We start from the raw sequence: 17,271 nt of genomic DNA, 5'->3' as shown, positions 1-17,271 counted from the left end.
CCTCAGTTGAATTTTTCCCCTCTCTTGATCCATTTATCCACATCGGGGAAGTTTCGATCGGCTGGTAAACCCGGATGTATCACGCCTGCGGTGCATTTTTCCGCTGCCTTGACCAAATCGGTGTATGGACCTCCGTTGGGATTTTTGATGAAGGCCTTTTTATCCGTGTTGTAAGCGAAGATCGCGGGGTTCAGTTTGATGCATTCGTCGCAGGAAGTACATTGCTCGGTCTCCAACCAGGGCGCCATGGCATCGCCTTTTGCTGCCGGAGCGGCATCTGTTGTTTTCTCAGGAGCATTTTCCAAAGCCAAATCCATGATTCCGGCACCATCTTCGCCAGCGAGTTTCAGTAAGCCTTTGGCGATTTTTCCGACTACCTCTGCACGTATCTTGCTTTCCAGGTCTTCTTTAGGAGCGGCGATTTGATCCTTGACGCCGGCGATGGCTTTGAGCATGATCCAAAAATCCCTTCGCTCTTCGCAGGATTGGACCATGGTTTTGGACACCAAGACACGGCTGAGGAGTTGCTTTCTGTCCACTGCCCAGATGTAGGGGAATTTCCCTTCCCTTTCAGATTCGGGCAATTCAAGGAAATCCGCCAAAACGACCATGTTTTCATTCCAGGTATCCCTCGGGGCTTTTCTGAAATGCTTCCTAAACCTGGCCTCCGTCAAGGCGAAATCAGCAAAGGTCATGGCAACATCCATGGTTTTTTGCCTGCCGTTTTCCAGATATTTCAATTCGTAGGTCGGCCAGATTTTGTCCATCGCCGGATTGCCGGAAAGGTCAAAGGCCTCTTGGGGAGTGACACCTTTGTCTGGATTGTAGCGGAAAATTGGATAGCCTCTGGACTCAACGACCATTTTTGCTTGGTTGACGCCCATATCGTCGCCGACCCCGTGTTCGGGTTGGCAGGTGGTGTACAGGTTGAACAAGGCTGGTCTTTTGGTCATCAGGCCATCGATAAATCCTTCGATCATGTGGCTGGTGTTGGCCAAAGTGCCTTGCATGACGTAGGTGTTGCGATGTGCCATGCCGATCAAGCCGATTTCCTTTCTGGGTTCGGGCTTTCCTTTCCAGACTTTGCCGAATTGGGCCATGTCGGATACCTGCCCGATGAAGCCTGATGTACATGCCTGACCACCGGTATTGGAATAAACTTGGGTATCCACGACCAGCACTTTGATCGGTTTGCCGGAAGCCATCATGCGGGAAAGGTTCTGGAAGCCGATGTCATACATTGCCCCATCACCACCCAAAGCGACTACGGGAGGACAGAGTTTCCACTCCTCGTCAGTGAATTGCTCCCAGTTGAAATAGGTGAAGAATTCCTTTTGGTCGCGGGCGTTGTACTTGCCGCTCAGCTCCATTTCGGCTTTTCGGATGAGTTTGAAGCCGTCGGCCATTTTGGCCATATGTCCTTCGAAAATCCCCATGGCAACTGAAGTGCTGTCCTGGAAGAGGTGGTTGGCCCAAGGGAAAGGATACGGGTTGTAGGGATAAGTACTTCCCCAAACGGAGGTACAGCCGGTGGCATTGGTCATGCCCATGTGGGAGCGGCCTTTCCCGGTGGTGCCTTGGGTATATTTCCAAAGCAAGTGTTTGAGTCCGGCAAGGACCCTGGTGGTTTCGGTAAGCCATTCCTGGTCGATCGGAGAGGAGCCTTTTTCAGATTCCAAACGGGAGGTAATCTCCGACATGGTCAGGTCCCCGCCTTTCATTTCCGAAACGATCTTGGCCATCATGTTGGTGTCCAAGATGTTGACCGTATTCATGAGCTTGACTTGGATATGCTTTTCCAGTTTTCCGATCAGGTCTTCCAGATAAGCCACGTGTTTTTCCACTCTTGGCATCATCAGAGAATCCACTGTGGCAAGGAAAAGGTGGACGACGGATTTTTCGGAACATCCCAAACAGGCACCATCCCCGCTGGCAAAACTCTGGTAAGCACTCTTGTCCAGCAAGATCGTTTCGAGGGGGCCGATTTTTTCTTCCAAATCGTCGATGCGTTGGAATTTCTTGGGAGTCGTGGGCAGATCACTCCACAGGCTCCATTCCTCCCGCAACTTGGCGATGGATTGGTCGGTCTGCTTCACAATACGCAGGGCGTCGTCGTTGCAGACTTTCACGCATTCCATACATCCCTTGCAAGTCGTGGGATTGACGGTGATGCTGAAAAGTCCGCCTCCGTTGGGCTGTTTTTTCTCGATGTTGTCGAAATAGGGCTTCGTCAATGCAAATTGGAAATCGCCCAACTCATCCCTGAACCAGCCCAATTCTGTGGAGACCAAAGACCCTTTTGGTTCCTCGGCGACCATGGTGTCGACAGCCTCGTTGATCAAATTGTTGACTGTGGCGCCATTGAGTGGCTCCTTGAAGAGCGAGCGGATTTTTGGTTCGAGTTGCTTGACGGTCTTGGGGAGGTGTTCGAGTTTGTCGTGTTTCCTTTTGACCCTTTTCAAAACCGTGTCCAACACATCCGAAAGCTCGCTTACCAAGCCCGGTATTGCCGTATCGGGACATACCGTGTAGCAATTGCCGCAAGCGGTACAATTATTGGCGACCCACTCGGGATGCTCGAAGCGGATGCCCGTCATATCCCTGAAGAGAGAAGTCGTGGCAGGGATCACACTCAGCCCGATAAATGGATCGGTGAGGTTGTCGTTGCCTTGGCCAGTCAGGTAGAAGTTGCCTGTTTGCTCCCAAAACCGGTGGATATCGCTCAGTTTGGATTCACTTTGGGGCGTGGTTTTGAGAATGCTCGGGATTGGCGGCGTGGCGTGGCCGTTGGTTTTTTCGGCTTGGGCACCGAGCACTTTGTTTTTGATTTCATGGACTTCGTCAAAGCCCCGCTTCACGACACGCATGTTGTCATCCACCACGCGTTGCCCTTTGCTGCCGAATTTGTGTTGCAATTGCTCTTCGATGGCCTTTAACAATGCCACATCGGTCAGTCCCGCTTTTTCCATCAAAGGTGAAGCCGCGAAGAATGCACCTTGGAAAGCAATTCCCTGCATCCGCAATTGAAGTTCAGGATCGGAGGCTTCCTCCCTGGCGATTTTAAATCCGTCGAGGTAGAATATCCGAATGTTGTTTTCGATGATCAGTTTTTGGTAATGCTTGGGGATATCCGCCCAAACTTCGTCGGCGGTTTTTCGCTCACTTTGGATGATGAACGTTCCGCCATTTATCAGTCCGGCAAGGGCATTGGTATGCTTGAATACATTGGGGTCGGGAGAAAGCACCACGTCCACGAAGAAATACTCGCAGTTGATGTTGATGGGTTCGGGTGCCGCGGCCAAATAATAGGTCGTTGGCTGCCCTTTTTTCTCCGAGCCGTATTTTGGATTTGCCTTGATGTCATAGCCCAAGAGGTCAAAGAGCGTCATGGCAAGGTTTTTTCCGGTCGTAATCGCACCCCATCCGCCTATGGAGTGGAACCGGACGGTAATGGCGCCTTTAGGCATCAGGTTGGGGTTTTCGGACCCGTGCACAGCCAATTCCTTGACATGTGGATAGGCATCCTGAATGGTTTCCTGGTGCGCCCGCTGCTTGGGTGAAAGCGCATTTTCGCGAACAAAATCAATCGATAGGTAGAATCTCTTTTTGTGTTTGCCGAGCGGCAGCATGTTTTCGACTGCGCCGATGATGCCTTCAGGCTGCAAGTCCCGGCTTCCCATGCCAAAGGATCCAGCATACAGCGGTGGCAGGTCGGCTGAGGAATAGGAGGGAAGCTCGGGGTAAGGAAGGTCTTTCTTATAGCTGCCGTTTTCGATGCACTTGGTCAATACCGCCCTTGTTTCACGCATAATGGGCGCATCTTCGGCTAGGGGTTGATCGAGCCTTTCCAAGATGGTCACGCCTTTTCTGCCTTTCAGCACTTGGGCCAAAAGATCAGCCGGGAAGGGACGGAACATCACTAGGTCAACTACGCCGACTTTGATTCCCCTGGTTTTTCTCAAATAATCCACCACCGCTTCCGCACTCGACACGACAGAGCCCTGACCGAGGATCAGGTAGTCCGCGTCGTCGGTTTTGTAAGTCATTACGCGGCTGTACCTGCGTCCCGTCAGTTGGTAATATTCCTCAAATGCCTGGTCTGTCAATTCCTTGATATGGTCAAAAAAGAATGGTCTTTGTGCGGCCACGCTCTGCATATAAGAGTCTTGGTTTTGCACAATGCCGGCCATCATGGGATTGTCCACGTCCCAGAGTTCTGGAATGCGGCGCCGTTTTTCCCCATAAATGATTTTTTGGGCCGGGGTCGGGGTGTCGATGATGTCATCCGGCCTGCCGAGGTATTCCTTGATCAATTCCCGCTCGGGAAGCAGGAGCGATTCGATCAGGTGCGTCGTGAGAAATCCATCTTGGGCGATCACACCGGGATTAAGCGCCAACTCAGCTATCCTGTGGGAAATGATATTGAGGTCAGCCACGTGTTGGGCTTTTTTGGCAAAAAGCTGGAAGAATCCCGTATCGTCGATCGCATGGTAGTCGTCGTGGCCCGCATGGACATTGAGTGTGGACTTGGTCATCGCCCGCGCGCCGATGTTGAGTACATAGGTAAGCCTTTTCCCGACTGCAGCATAGAGAGACTCGTGCATGTATGCGATCCCTTGGCCCGAGGAAAAATTCGTCGAACGCAATCCCGTCATGGAAAGTCCCGCTGTCACGGCCGCGGCGGCATGTTCGCCTTCGGGTTCGATAAAAATAAGAGGCCGATCCGAGATGTTCAGATGGCCTTTTGCTGCTTCTTCGGCCCAATATTCGCCCATTTGTGTGGAGGGCGTGATGGGGTAGGCGCCGGCTGCGTCGGAGGATTCGCGCTCGCACATGATCGCCACGGTGTTGCCGTCCAAGGCTACACGGGTGCCGGGATATTTGAATTTTTTGTTCTCCATGACTTTTTTGCTAAGGGGAATGGAAAGGGTTGGTGGTTTTTGCCTGTCGCTGATGGGGCATTCGGGGAATTTAATTGCGGACGTAATCCCGGGTCTTTTCGGCGAGGCGAAGGAATGTCTGCGCAGTATGCAGGTTCATCATGAGCTTCTCGGGATCCTCAGCACTAATGACCGGGTCGTAATTGAGGTCATTGAATTTGTTGTCGATCTTTCTGCATTGGCTGAGGAGTTCTTTAATATGGCTGTTGTGGTGGATTTCCACTCCACGGTGCATCAGGTATCCCGCCATGTACTTTTCGATGGCCTTGTAGGCATGTTTGCAGACATTGTAGTGTACCACGTCCTCCTGTGGACGGCAAAGTTCTTCTTTTGCTTGGTCGAGCATCTCGTCGGCTTCCGAAAAGGCGGTTTCATATTTGGTCGTATTCATGGCGGTGTAGGTTAGTTTTTTGATTGGATTTACTGTTTCAATTCTGGGATTGAAGGTATCCAGTAAAGCCCTCAAAAATCATGATCTAGGTCAGTGTTTGCCATGATATGAGTCAAGGTGGAAAAAACAGAGACACGAAAGAATACCTGAAAGACCGGGAGAATCATCTTTGGTTTTCATCAAAAGAGGCTCTTTCAAGACAAGGATCATGTCATGGACAATTATTCTTAAACAACCGCGAACCGAGTTCCGATCTATTTGTTTTCATATTCGATCCACCGAATACAACGTTGTGTCCAATTAATTTTTGTTTTTATATCTCCGGATTGCGCATTTGGTGGTTATTTCCTTAAATTCCGAAGATTGTTTGCCCACTTCCAACGAGATCCATTTATGAAGAAACTTCTACTCTTTGTAGCATCACTTTGCATATCCTTTTTTTGCCTTGGACAGTCCTATGAAATCGAAGCACTTAAGAAGCAGCTGGAGTCTTATACCAAGCAGGATACGGCCCGAGTCAACCGACTCATTGAACTGTGCAACATCAGTCCAAGACTTTCAAACGAAGACTTGGAAAAGTATGGAAATGAGGCTTTGCAACTCTCAAGAAGGCTTGATTATCCCCGGGGAGAGGGATTTGCGTTATTGACGCAGGCTCGGCTGCAGTTTAGCAAGAGTCGGGCGGATTCAGCAGAAAGCCTTATTCTTCAGGCTGATGCCATCGCCAAAAAAATTAACGATGAAGTTTTACAGGCTTGGGTTTATCTGAGGCGTTCTGGACTTTATGGTACCACAGAACTGAAACAGCGAATTTCTTGGCTTTTGAAAGCAGAGGAGCTTGCGGTAAAACTCAACGACAAGTACCTTACTTTGTTGATTCATGACGACTTGACTTCGATTTACTTTGCGTTGGGGGATTATGTCGCCGCAATGGATTATGCAGTCAGTGAATTAGAGCTTGCTGAGGAGTTGAACCAAACGAAATATAAGTACTACGGCATGTCCAATCTTGCAGATTTGTACATCATGATTGGGGAGTATGAAAAGGCCAATGGATACCAACAGCAATTGATCGACCTGCATCAGGAGTTAGGGTTTGGAGAATCGCAACTGAGGAACCTTTACAACTCTTTAGGCGAGAATTATCGTCTATCTGATAAACATCTTGAGGCAATAGAGGCCTATGAAGATGGCTTAAAATATGCGACTCGCCCGGCAGACAGCACTGTTTTTATAAGCAACATCGCCGATGTGTATGTTCGGATGGATAACTTACCCAAAGCCTTCGAAAAGGCGTATGAGGCGCTGACGATGAACAACAAGTTCCAAGAAGCCAGTTATTTTGGCTGGATCTACGGCATATTGGCCCGAGCCCATTTGAAGGAAGGGAATCTTGACAGTGCGGTGTATTATGGGGAATTGGGCTATCGTTGGGGACAGGACCTGGGCATCATGGAGGACTTGCGTGATAATTCCGCTTCGCTCGCCGAGGCCTATGCCAAGAAAAATGACTACAAGAATGCCCTTTCTTTTTTCCAAAACTACATCAGCTACCGGGACAGTATGGTCAATGACAAAGTAAAGAACCGGTCTTTGGTCCTAGAGCACGATTATGAGTTGGAAATGAAGGAGGATCAAATCGCCTTGCTCAACGAACAACAAAAACTGCAGCGAAATTTTCTTTACAGTTCGCTCATCGTTATCGCCTTAATCGTGGTGGCCGCGTTTTTGTTGCTGCGCAATGTCCGCCAAAAGCAAAAGGCCAATCGTCTGTTGCTGCAGCAAAAGCAGGAAATCGATGCCAAGGCCAAAGAGCTTGCTGCCCAAAAAGATATCCTACAGAAGTCTTACAACAACGTGGAGCTTTTGGGAGAAATCGGGCGAAAGATCACTTCCTCCCTTTCGGTCGAGAAGATCATCGGCACCGTGTACGACAACGTCAACGGCCTGATGGATGCCTCCATATTCGGGATAGGCATTTACCATGATGCGACCAAGGCCTTGGACTTTCCTGCCACCTATGAGAACGGGCATCCTTTGCCTCCCTATTCCAATGCGGTCAACGACCCCAACCGCCTGGCTGCAGTTTGTTTTTCCACCGGAAAAGAGATCATCATCCAAGACCTCGAGAAGGACTATTCCCGCTTTCTTCAAAAAATGCCCACCCCGATAGAGGGCAAAAGTCCTGCTTCATTGATTTATCTCCCGCTGGTGTCCAAAGGCAAACTGTTTGGTGTAGTCACAGTCCAGAGCTTCAACAAGAACGCTTTTACGGATTACCATGTCTACATGCTGCGGTCGATTGCCCTTTACACGGCAATTGCGCTGGAAAACGCGGAATCCTTCAACCAGCTGAACTCTGCTTTGGACACCCTTCAGGAAACCCAAGCCCAACTGATCCAATCCGAAAAAATGGCTTCGCTTGGAGAGCTAACCGCGGGCATCGCCCATGAAATACAAAACCCCCTGAACTTTGTGAACAATTTCGCAGAGGTGAGTGTGGAGTTGGTTGAGGAGATAAAAGATTCAAGACTCAAGACTCAAGACTCAAGACAAAAGACAGAGGAGGACGAGATTTTGGAAGATATCAAGCAGAATTTGGAAAAGATTAGGCACCACGGCAAGCGGGCGGATTCGATTGTCAAAGGCATGCTGGAACACAGCCGCAAGCAATCGGGAGAGAAAGTACCGACGGATATCAATGCTTTGGCCGACGAGTATATCCGCCTTGCCTACCACGGAATGAGGGCAAAGGACAAGTCATTCAATGCGGATTTCAAAATAGACTTTGATGCCGATATCCCCAAAGTCGGCCTAGTTGCACAGGACATGGGACGGGTTTTGCTGAACCTCGTGAACAATGCGTTCTACGCGGTCAATGAAAAATCAAAACAGCATCCGGATGGATTCAAGCCTACCGTCACGGTCAAGACTTCCAAAAAGCCGGATCGGGTAGAGCTAATGGTGCTCGACAATGGGAGCGGTATTCCTGAACATATCAGGGAAAAAATCTTCCAACCCTTTTTTACCACTAAGCCTACAGGTTCGGGGACTGGGCTTGGACTTAGCCTGAGTTATGATATCGTGAAGGCCCATGGGGGCGATATCCGGGTGGATAGTTCACCTGAAAACGGGACGCAATTCATCATCTCGCTTCCTATTTGATGGATTGATTTCTTGAATTCAGACTTTTTGGATGTTTTTCATGAGGTCTTCCTTGTATATTTTACCGATGGGGAGGACCTTGTTGTTGATCTCCACATAGGAGTCGGCCACCGCGTCCAGTTTTTTGAGGTTAACTACGAATGACCTGTGAACCCGGAGGAAATTTTTGCTCGTGAGTTTTTCGCATACGATGTTCAATGTGTTCACGATCAGGTAATCCTGGTCTTTGGTGTAGATGTGGCAGTAATTTCTATCAGCCTCTAAGTAAAGTATTTCGTCCAACATGACCTTGACCAACTTGCCATTGGTTCTGATAAAAATCCGGTCTTCCAACCCATCGATCAATTGATGGGGCACCGATTCGGTCTCCCTTTTTTCATTTACCTTTTCTTCCACCAACGCGATCGTTCTTTCGAGATTGAGTTTGTTGAATGGTTTGGAAATAAAGGCGAAGGGGTGGGTTTCTTTTGCTTTTTGAAAAGAGGCGTCATCTGTATTTGCAGTCAAGTACACCAATGGAATATCCCAGGTCTTCTTGATTGCCTTGGCGGCCTCTATTCCATCGATTTTCCCTTTGAGGTTGATGTCCATCAAGATAATGTCGGGATGGTTTTCCAGTGCATGGTTGACCGCATCCTCTCCACGGGTCTCTATCCCAGTCACCTCATAGCCCAGGTTGCTGAGTTGCAGGGAAATATTAGCTGCTATGATCATGTCATCTTCGACGATGAGGATTCGTGTCGGATTTCTCATGTAGACATTTGGGTTTGTGGTTTGATGGGTATTTTAGTTTAATGGGTTTGCAAAACCCGTTTTTGAACACTGATATGGGTGGGTTTAAATTTTTGCAGAATGTCCACACCTGGACCTGTAAAGCATACAAGGGTAAAGCTAATGATGAAATATAGGGAAAATAGGCCATTTGATATTCGGATTTATTCGTCGGGAAAGAAATTCTGCTCCTTTGGACAAAAAACTCGGGTGTTTGTCCTATGCCGTTGGGAAAATCGTTTATAAAGAATGAACTTCATCATATAAAGTTACCCTCAACCATGGTGCTGCGAATGGCAGTTTCCAAGGTGTCGATGGAAAAGCAGCCAGCGTCAAGGTGGGCCTAACGTTACAACTTAAACACAGATCATTCCTATTCTGTCGAAAAGAAATACCGACCGAATCTAGTGGGCTAAATTTTAAAAGCGGGTGGAGTCAAACTGGGTAGATTTTTTGACGAAGCCCGTTTTTTTTTCCTTTTTCTTGATTTTTTGAAATCAAAAAAAAAGGCAACCACCATTCAAACGAACTGATCGAAAAAGCGAAAAAACTCTGGCTATATGGCAACCCCACAAACATTGATTCCCGAAAAGTCTTATGGCTGGCTAAAGGCTTTGGCCTGGGCTTTCCTGTTGTTCTTTGCAGGCAAATTTGTAATTGTCGAAGCGCTGCCATACTTCGGGTTTGATGAGGAAGTGTATGGGAGGTTTTGGGGGATGAAGTGGCCGCTGATTGGACATATTTCCGGGGGATTGCTGGCGCTTGTGTTGGGTCCGTTTCAATTTTGGGATGGTTTTAGGAAAAGATTCCTGCATGTCCACCGCTGGATGGGAAGACTCTATGTGGCTGGGATTTTTGTCGGTTCGATGAGTTCGATTACCCTCGCGCTCACCACTGGGATGGCGATTCATTGGAATTGGGCACTTTCACTGATCGTTTTAGCCTTTGCCTGGATATCGACTACTGGCATGGCTTTCAGATTTGTGCTTTTGAAGCGGATCAATTTGCACAAAGAATGGATGATCAGAAGCTATGTCGTCACGTTTGCCTTTGTCCTGTTTCGGTTTTTGAACAGTTATCCGCCCATTGTAGAAAACGCGAGTTTCCTGGAACGGGGTGCTACCTTGATTTGGGTATCCTGGGTGATTCCATTGCTTATCACAGAAATGGCACTTCAGTGGAATAAGCGGCAATAGGTTCTTATGATTCCTATGCGCCAAGAGGTTGTAGGCAGACTGGATGCCTAGGTCATTGTTCGAGTAAACTTCAATTAGCTGATCTTTCGCTGAAGTCGATGCTATTGGAGATTTTCGAAGTAGAAAGTTGAATGAATGTAATTGAACGTGACCACTTTGAATAATACCTGAGACTCACCAAATACAACCACTCATTGATCCAACACCATGTTAAAGAAAATCATCTTCGGAATATTGATTCTACTGATTGTTGTCATCGGGGGATTTGTTGCATTCGTCCAGATGGCCTACGACAAAAAGTATGACATTGCCTATCCAAACCTTCAGGTAAGCACGGATTCGACCGTAATCGCACGTGGCAAATACCTCGTGCATGGCCCTGCCCACTGCTCCAATTGCCATGTGGGCTCTGTGAAGGACATGATAGCTGCAGATGCTGGCCAAGCCATTCCACTCAGTGGAGGCGTCAAATTTACTATGGGCCCTCTTGGAAGTATGTTTACGAGGAATTTGACTCCGGATCCCATTACTGGAATCGGGAGGTATTCGGATGGCGAATTGTTTCGTATGATGCGCCATGCTGTCAAGCCAGACGGCACGGCGACGATGTCGGTACTGATGCCGTTTTGGGATATGGCCGACGAGGACTTGATCGCCGTGGTGTCCTATTTGCGGACCATGGAGCCTGTGCAAAACGAGGTTGGTGCCAATGAATGGACGTTTATGGGCAAAGCCGTGCGTGTATTTGCATCTTCATTTCATCCGATCGAAAACCCCAAGCCCTATCCGAAAGCTCCTCCTATGGAGGCGACAATCGAAAGAGGCGAGTACCTTGCAAGGTATGTGGCCAATTGTGTGGGATGCCATACAAACAGGGACCTGATGACTTTTGAAGCCATTGGTCCAGAGTACGCCGGGGGAATGGAGTTTGAGCCGTGGCCGGAGTTTGCGCTTGCAGTTGGTGGAGACCCTGAGGCTTGGATGCGGACACCCAATATCACACCCCATCCCAATAGTGCCCTTTCCAAATTCAAGACAGTGGACGAGTGGAAAGAGCGGTTCCGTCAGGGTCGATTGATCAATATTTCCCAAATGCATTGGGGTCCGTTTTCGCGTATGACGGATGAGGACTTGGAGGCGTTGTATTTGTATCTGATGAGCCTTGAACCCGTGGAATATGATACAGGGGAATTAATGTTTAAGAAATAAATGGAAAAAGTGAGTCGCTTAAGAGTTGGACTTTGGCCCTTGGACCATTTTCCAGTTCTTTTTTCGAAACAAATAAACGGCAAAGTCCAATCTGATTTTTGATGAATTCTATTCCTGTAAACCACAACAGAATCACTTCCCTCGATTTCGTAAAAGGTTTGGCCATGTTGGTAATGGCCTTGGACCATGTCCGCGATTATGTGCATGCACCGGCTTTTTTGTTTGATCCGGCCGATCCGACTCAAACGACTTTGCCGATTTTCTTTACCCGCTGGGTCACTCATTTCTGCGCCCCTGCATTCAGTCTCTTGGCGGGTATGTCTGCCTATATGGTTGGAAGGAGAAAGTCCAAGAATGAATTGTCAGCATTTCTCTTGAAACGGGGGATTTGGCTGATTTTCATAGAGCTTACACTTGTGAATTTCGGATGGCTGTTTGATTTTGGGCATGGGACGATTTTGTTGCAAGTCATATGGTCCTTGGGTATCAGCATGATCGTTTTGGCGGGATTGGTGCATTTGGAGCGGCGTATTTTGCTGGTTTTGAGCCTTGTGCTGATTTTTGGGCATAATCTGCTGGATGATGTCGGTTCAGACGATTCAATAGGTTGGGCTTTGCTTCATCAGCTCAATATCTTCATGCTATCCGATAATCTGATGTTTGTTGTCGGTTACCCCATTATACCCTGGATTGCTGTGATGTCTTTGGGCTATGTTCTCGGTTCTTACTATGATGGCAACGTCGATGCTGGTACAAGAACGCGTACTTTTAATTTGATGGGTGCGATGGCATTAGTGCTGTTTGTCACCCTGAGATGGAGCAATATCTATGGCGATCCTATCGATTTTCAGCAATTCGGTGTCATTTCCAAAAGCCTGGTATCATTTCTCAATCCAACGAAATACCCGCCGTCACTTTCGTTCTTGTTGATGACTTTGGGCGGGACATTGCTGCTCTTGGCCAATTCCGAGAAATGGAAAGGAAAGGCGGTGGATTTCATCTCCACCTTCGGCCGGGTCCCGTTTTTTTACTACATCATCCATATTTACCTGATCCATTTGATCGCTTTTGGATTGGCAACTTTGACTGGTTTTAGCTGGCAGAAAAACATGGTTTTGGTCACTTGGGGCATTAGCGAGAATCCAATTCCTGGATACGGATTTGCACTTTGGGTGGTCTATGTCGTTTGGGTTTCGGTGATCTTGTTGCTGTATCCGATCTGCAGGAAGTTTGACCAGTATAAGCAGGGTAATAAGGATAAATGGTGGTTGAGCTATTTCTAATGAAAGACCATGGACAATAGTCAATAGTCCATAGCTGATATGCAACCTTTCAAATTTTTTTGGATATTGTTTGATGTATAAATCAACGATGAAACGCTAAAACAATGAAAATGCGATTACTTTCAATCTCCCTTTTAGTATACCTCAACGCTGTTTTTGCCCAGGAAAGCGTCCCCCTTGGCCAAGTCAAAGTGAATGAGCAGCGAATTGAGCAGCGTATTTTCGAATTGGCAAGGTTTGGTAGAAATGAAAAGGGCGAGGGTCAACGTACCGCTTACAGCCAAGGGGATATCGAGGGACGTGCCTACTATATGGAATTGATGCAAAAAGCAGGGTTGGCGGTAAGGATCGATTTTGCAGGGAATATCATAGGACGCAGGGCAGGTAAAGACTCAAGCAAAAAACCGATTGCTTTTGGTTCCCATATCGACATGGTACCGAATGGCGGAAACTATGACGGCGCTTACGGTGCCATCACGGCCCTTGAAATCATCGAAGTCCTCAATGAAAACAAGATCACCACCAACCACCCCTTAGAGGTCATCATCTTCCAAAACGAGGAGGGAGGCTTGGTCGGCAGTCGGGCCATGGCGGGGAAACTGAAAAAAGAAGCCCTCTCACAAACGAGTGCTAGCGGTTATTCGATTGCCGAAGGCATCAAACGACTCGGTGGTGATCCCGAAAGATTGCAGCAGGCAGCCCGGAAGCCGGGAGATTTGGCGGCGTTTATCGAAGTGCATATTGAGCAAAGCAAGGTGTTGGAATCACGCGGGATAGATATTGCCATCATCGAGGGGATCGTGGGCATTGAGGATTGGGACATCACGGTTACGGGACTGGCGAATCACGCGGGAAGCACGCCTATGAATGATAGACAGGATGCCTTGATAGCAGCGTCAAAGCTCGTCTTGGCTGTAAATGAGGTCGTCAATAGCTACGAGGGAAGCCAAGTCGGCAGTGTCGGCAAGATATCCGTGCCCTCAGGTGCACCCAATATCATTCCGGGAAGAGTGGAAATGAGCCTACAGATGCGCGACCTCTCTAGCGAGAAAATCATGAAGATGTATGCGGATATTGAAAAGCGAGCCCAAAAGATCGCAGAAGAGACCAATACCGAAATCGCCTTTGAACACCTCAACCTCTCTTCTTTTCCAACCATAGCCAGTAAAGAGATACAGGATAGAATGATCAAAGCAGCCGAATCACTTGGGATTTCCTATATGAAAATGCAAAGCGGTGCTGGACACGATACCCAGGAAATGGCAGCCTTGGGACCTATTGGGATGGTCTTTATCCCCAGCAAGGACGGCATCAGCCATAATCCCAAGGAATATTCCTCTTCGGTACAAATGGCCAATGGCGCAAACGTGATGTTGCACACGGTGCTATTGCTGGATCAAAATCAATAAGGATGAAGACAATAGAATACTTGCTCACCATTGACCTCAATTATGTCGTCCTTGTATTGATCGCGGTGTTTTTCACGCTCGAACAGGTCCTGAACACACAGTTTTACTTCAAAAACAGGCTTGGACACCTTGGGCAGGCTATATTGTTTCAGGTTGTATTTTTTATCCTTAACCTGTTTTGGGCGGCAATTTTTGTTTTTTGCGTTAATTGGCTCAATCAAAACCAAATCGGACTGTTTTATCAAATAGCGATTCCGCTATGGTTCAAACTGATTTTGGGCGTGGCGTGCATCGACCTGATGGTCTATTGGTTCCATAGAATGTCCCATACCTTTCCGCTTGTTTGGAAATTTCACAGGGTACATCATAGCGACACTACCATGGACTCCTCGACCTATTTGAGAGCCCATCCATTCGAAGTTATATTTTGGTTTGGATCAGCTTCACTCTTGGCTGTTGTGATTTTTGGATTGGACCTGCAAACGGTTGGGCTTTACTTTTTAATTGTCACGCTTTTTCAGGTTGCAGAGCATGCCAACCTCAGGTATCCAGCATGGCTGGACCGGACTTTTGGATTGGTTTTCACGACACCCAACCAGCACAAAATCCACCACGATCAGGATCAGCAATACACAGATTCAAATTATGCAGACATTTTCATCCTTTGGGACCGGATCTTCGGGACCTATCAATACAAGCCTGTAGCGGAAGTGAAATTAGGCTTAAAGGAATTTGAAGATCCCAAAAAGCAAACCTTTTGGTATTTGATCAGGAATCCGTTCTTTAGGCAGTAAAGGTCAAGAAATCCAATTTTGAAGGTATTTTTTTCTGACCGAATAGTGGCAAAAAACTAAAAGCTATCTCCTGAAAAAAGCTTAAACCTGACTACTCCCCGTCACCTGCCTTTTGAAATTGATTTGGATCATGGTCCCATTGCTGATTTCCTGAATCAATTGGCCGTCTATCTGACGGGTAAGTAGTTCCACCAATTGGGTGCCGAAGCCCGTTCCTTTCACTTCCGCATCTATAGGTTTACCTACTCCATTGTCACTGATTTTGAGTTGGAAGTCCTCTTCATTCAAATGTGACAGACTCAATTCGATGTTCCCGTTTTCGCCATTTGGGAAAGCGTATTTCAGTGAATTGGTAAGCAACTCATTGACGATCAGACCCAAAGGAACTGCTGTATCGACGTCCAATTCGAGTTCCTTCATTTCTACATTGACTTTGATTCTTTCTGATTCGTTGTAAGAGTCAAGGATATTGATGCAGAGGTTCTCGAAATAATTTTTCATTTCAATAAATGCCAAATGCTCGCTTTGATAGAGCTTTTGGTGCAAAATCCCCATAGAATGTACCCTGTTTTGGCTGGCGAGCATGACTTCCTGCATGGTAGGGTCCTCCATTTTGGCGGATTGGAGGGCCAATAAACCTGACACCACTTCCAAATTATTTTTTACCCGATGATGAATCTCCTTCAGCAATAGCACATTTTGGCTGTTCTTCACGGAAAGCTCCTTTTGGGTTTTGGTGAGGTCTTTGATCGTGTCATTCAATTGTTGGGTCCTTTCTTGCACCTCCTGCTCCATGGCGAGGAAAAGTCTACCATACTGATGGGTGATGTAGATGTAAATACCCAAGGGATAGCTGATGTATAGTAATATCAAATCCACATAGTACATGAATGTGCTCAATGAGATAAGCTCCGCATTGAACAATCTGTTGACCAATAGGAAAAACGAAGTTCCAATAGCTCCGATGGTCACGTATACCGCCCCTCGATTTTTTTCCTTAATGGCCCTTCGCATGATAACGACCATCAAAACAATGATGGAAAGAATGATGATGGCATCAAAAAGGATAAAATTGAATACAGGAGCAAAATAATTGGCGGTTCGTAGGAACGCCAACCATACAAGGTGCTTTGTCCAATAAAATCTTTGAATTCTGAATAACAAGCTAAGGGAATAGGGAAGAAGTGCATAACCCAAACCAAAGCATGTTGAATTTAAAATACTGCTGAAAATCGGATTGGTGAACCCGTCCAGTTCAACAAACAGGAGGATGTGTGCACAAAAAGCCGCACATAAGAAGAAAAATGTGATCAGCGTTATTACGAGATATGGTTCCTCCTTCCGGAACTTAAAGTATAGCAGCAGGTGCAGTACCAAGAGAATCAATAGCACGGCAACCAGTACTGATAGCGTGGCGAAGCTATTGGGATATCGAAAATCTGAATACTTGGCCCGGACCGCGGTGGAAAAACCAATATTGAAGCCGAGATTTTCAGAAAAATACTTGAATATCCTGAAGTTATTTTTTGCCTGATGGTTCGAAAATCTGATCGCCAGGGTATAAATGTTTTGTGGGGTGATCTTCAAAGGTCTATCCGGTGCATAGTTGGGGGTATAGGTTTGTTCCAGCTGGCTATCGGTTGAAAAATTCCCATATGTTTCAACCAACTCCCCATTCAGATAAATCTCGGCAGCACCCCAAGATTGAAAATACAGTCTCTCAATGGCTTCAATGATCTTTGGGTCGGCCGTAAAGCGAATTCTCCACCAGCCATAGCCAGACCACAAGCTATCTGGCATCCGATAAGCCTTTAAGTCTATTGGATTTATTTTGTGCCAATCGGAATCATCAAAATCTGGGTCAGCCCATTCCGGATTGTCTCCGGGCTGGTACTTCCATCTTTCTTTAAAGTTCAACTCCACCAAACCTTCTTTGAACAAACTTTCGTTGATGTGAGGTTTTTGTGCATAGGAGTCTAAAGTGCTGAAATAGAATAAAATAAAGGTAATTATTGAAAAGTATAGACATTTCAATTCGTAATTTTTCAAAATGATTTGTGTCCTATACAGCATTAATCAAACATAGATTTATTTTCTGGAATTGGCTGAAAAA

At 47.0% G+C, this 17,271-nt stretch carries 10 protein-coding genes; 6 read left to right on the top strand and 4 right to left on the bottom strand.

The genetic code is table 11. The annotated features are described in order from the left end of the window. Positions 1-2: 2 nt before the first annotated feature. A complete protein-coding gene (locus C943_RS00390; protein ID WP_008623271.1) occupies positions 3-4,901 on the bottom strand; it encodes a 2-oxoacid:acceptor oxidoreductase family protein in 4,899 nt (1,632 codons plus the stop codon). Between the two features lie 70 nt (positions 4,902-4,971). After that, positions 4,972-5,331, bottom strand: coding sequence for a HEPN domain-containing protein (locus tag C943_RS00385; protein WP_157198367.1), 360 nt, complete (start codon positions 5,329-5,331; stop codon positions 4,972-4,974). Positions 5,332-5,724: 393 nt separating this feature from the next. On the opposite strand from C943_RS00385, the gene C943_RS22460 reads away from it, so the two are divergent. Next, positions 5,725-8,496, top strand: a complete 2,772-nt coding sequence (locus C943_RS22460; RefSeq protein ID WP_051069452.1) for an ATP-binding protein — start codon at positions 5,725-5,727, stop codon at positions 8,494-8,496. An 18-nt stretch (positions 8,497-8,514) separates the two neighbouring features. Here the strand turns inward: C943_RS22460 and C943_RS00375 are convergent, their stop codons facing one another. Continuing rightward, a complete protein-coding gene (locus C943_RS00375; protein ID WP_008623268.1) occupies positions 8,515-9,249 on the bottom strand; it encodes a LytR/AlgR family response regulator transcription factor in 735 nt (244 codons plus the stop codon). Between the two features lie 578 nt (positions 9,250-9,827). On the opposite strand from C943_RS00375, the gene C943_RS00370 reads away from it, so the two are divergent. From C943_RS00370 to C943_RS00350, 5 genes are all read left to right on the top strand, one after another. Then, positions 9,828-10,463: a DUF2306 domain-containing protein gene (locus C943_RS00370; RefSeq protein WP_008623266.1), complete on the top strand. Its 636-nt coding sequence runs from the start codon at positions 9,828-9,830 to the stop codon at positions 10,461-10,463. Between the two features lie 207 nt (positions 10,464-10,670). Continuing rightward, positions 10,671-11,672, top strand: a complete 1,002-nt coding sequence (locus tag C943_RS00365) for a c-type cytochrome (protein ID WP_008623265.1) — start codon at positions 10,671-10,673, stop codon at positions 11,670-11,672. A gap of 101 nt (positions 11,673-11,773) precedes the next feature. Further along, the gene (locus C943_RS00360) at positions 11,774-12,955 is read left to right on the top strand and encodes an acetyltransferase domain-containing protein (RefSeq protein ID WP_008623261.1); all 1,182 of its coding nucleotides are present in this window, start codon (positions 11,774-11,776) and stop codon (positions 12,953-12,955) included. 104 nt (positions 12,956-13,059) lie between these two features. Continuing rightward, entirely contained in the window at positions 13,060-14,364 is a 1,305-nt protein-coding gene (locus tag C943_RS00355; protein ID WP_008623260.1) for a Zn-dependent hydrolase, read from the top strand. Positions 14,365-14,366: 2 nt separating this feature from the next. Then, positions 14,367-15,158, top strand: coding sequence for a sterol desaturase family protein (locus C943_RS00350; RefSeq protein ID WP_008623259.1), 792 nt, complete (start codon positions 14,367-14,369; stop codon positions 15,156-15,158). A gap of 81 nt (positions 15,159-15,239) precedes the next feature. Here C943_RS00350 and C943_RS21205 read toward each other — a convergent pair whose 3' ends face one another. Continuing rightward, positions 15,240-17,099, bottom strand: a complete 1,860-nt coding sequence (locus tag C943_RS21205) for a sensor histidine kinase (protein ID WP_008623258.1) — start codon at positions 17,097-17,099, stop codon at positions 15,240-15,242. Positions 17,100-17,271: the final 172 nt, after the last annotated feature.

The organism is Mariniradius saccharolyticus AK6, from assembly GCF_000330725.2.
Taxonomy (GTDB): domain Bacteria; phylum Bacteroidota; class Bacteroidia; order Cytophagales; family Cyclobacteriaceae; genus Mariniradius; species Mariniradius saccharolyticus.
The sequence above is the reverse complement of the archived record's forward strand: the minus strand, read 5'-3'. Positions and strand labels throughout refer to the sequence as shown.

Excerpts from the sequence above, each read along its gene's own strand:
- C943_RS00385 (WP_157198367.1), bottom strand. The coding sequence starts at position 5,331 with ATGAATACGACCAAATATGAAACCGCCTTTTCGGAAGCCGACGAGATG.
- C943_RS00360 (WP_008623261.1), top strand. The coding sequence starts at position 11,774 with ATGAATTCTATTCCTGTAAACCACAACAGAATCACTTCCCTCGATTTC.
- C943_RS00370 (WP_008623266.1), top strand. The coding sequence starts at position 9,828 with ATGGCAACCCCACAAACATTGATTCCCGAAAAGTCTTATGGCTGGCTA.
- C943_RS00375 (WP_008623268.1), bottom strand. The coding sequence starts at position 9,249 with ATGAGAAATCCGACACGAATCCTCATCGTCGAAGATGACATGATCATA.
- C943_RS00355 (WP_008623260.1), top strand. The coding sequence starts at position 13,060 with ATGAAAATGCGATTACTTTCAATCTCCCTTTTAGTATACCTCAACGCT.
- C943_RS00365 (WP_008623265.1), top strand. The coding sequence starts at position 10,671 with ATGTTAAAGAAAATCATCTTCGGAATATTGATTCTACTGATTGTTGTC.
- C943_RS00390 (WP_008623271.1), bottom strand. The coding sequence starts at position 4,901 with ATGGAGAACAAAAAATTCAAATATCCCGGCACCCGTGTAGCCTTGGAC.
- C943_RS22460 (WP_051069452.1), top strand. The coding sequence starts at position 5,725 with ATGAAGAAACTTCTACTCTTTGTAGCATCACTTTGCATATCCTTTTTT.
- C943_RS00350 (WP_008623259.1), top strand. The coding sequence starts at position 14,367 with ATGAAGACAATAGAATACTTGCTCACCATTGACCTCAATTATGTCGTC.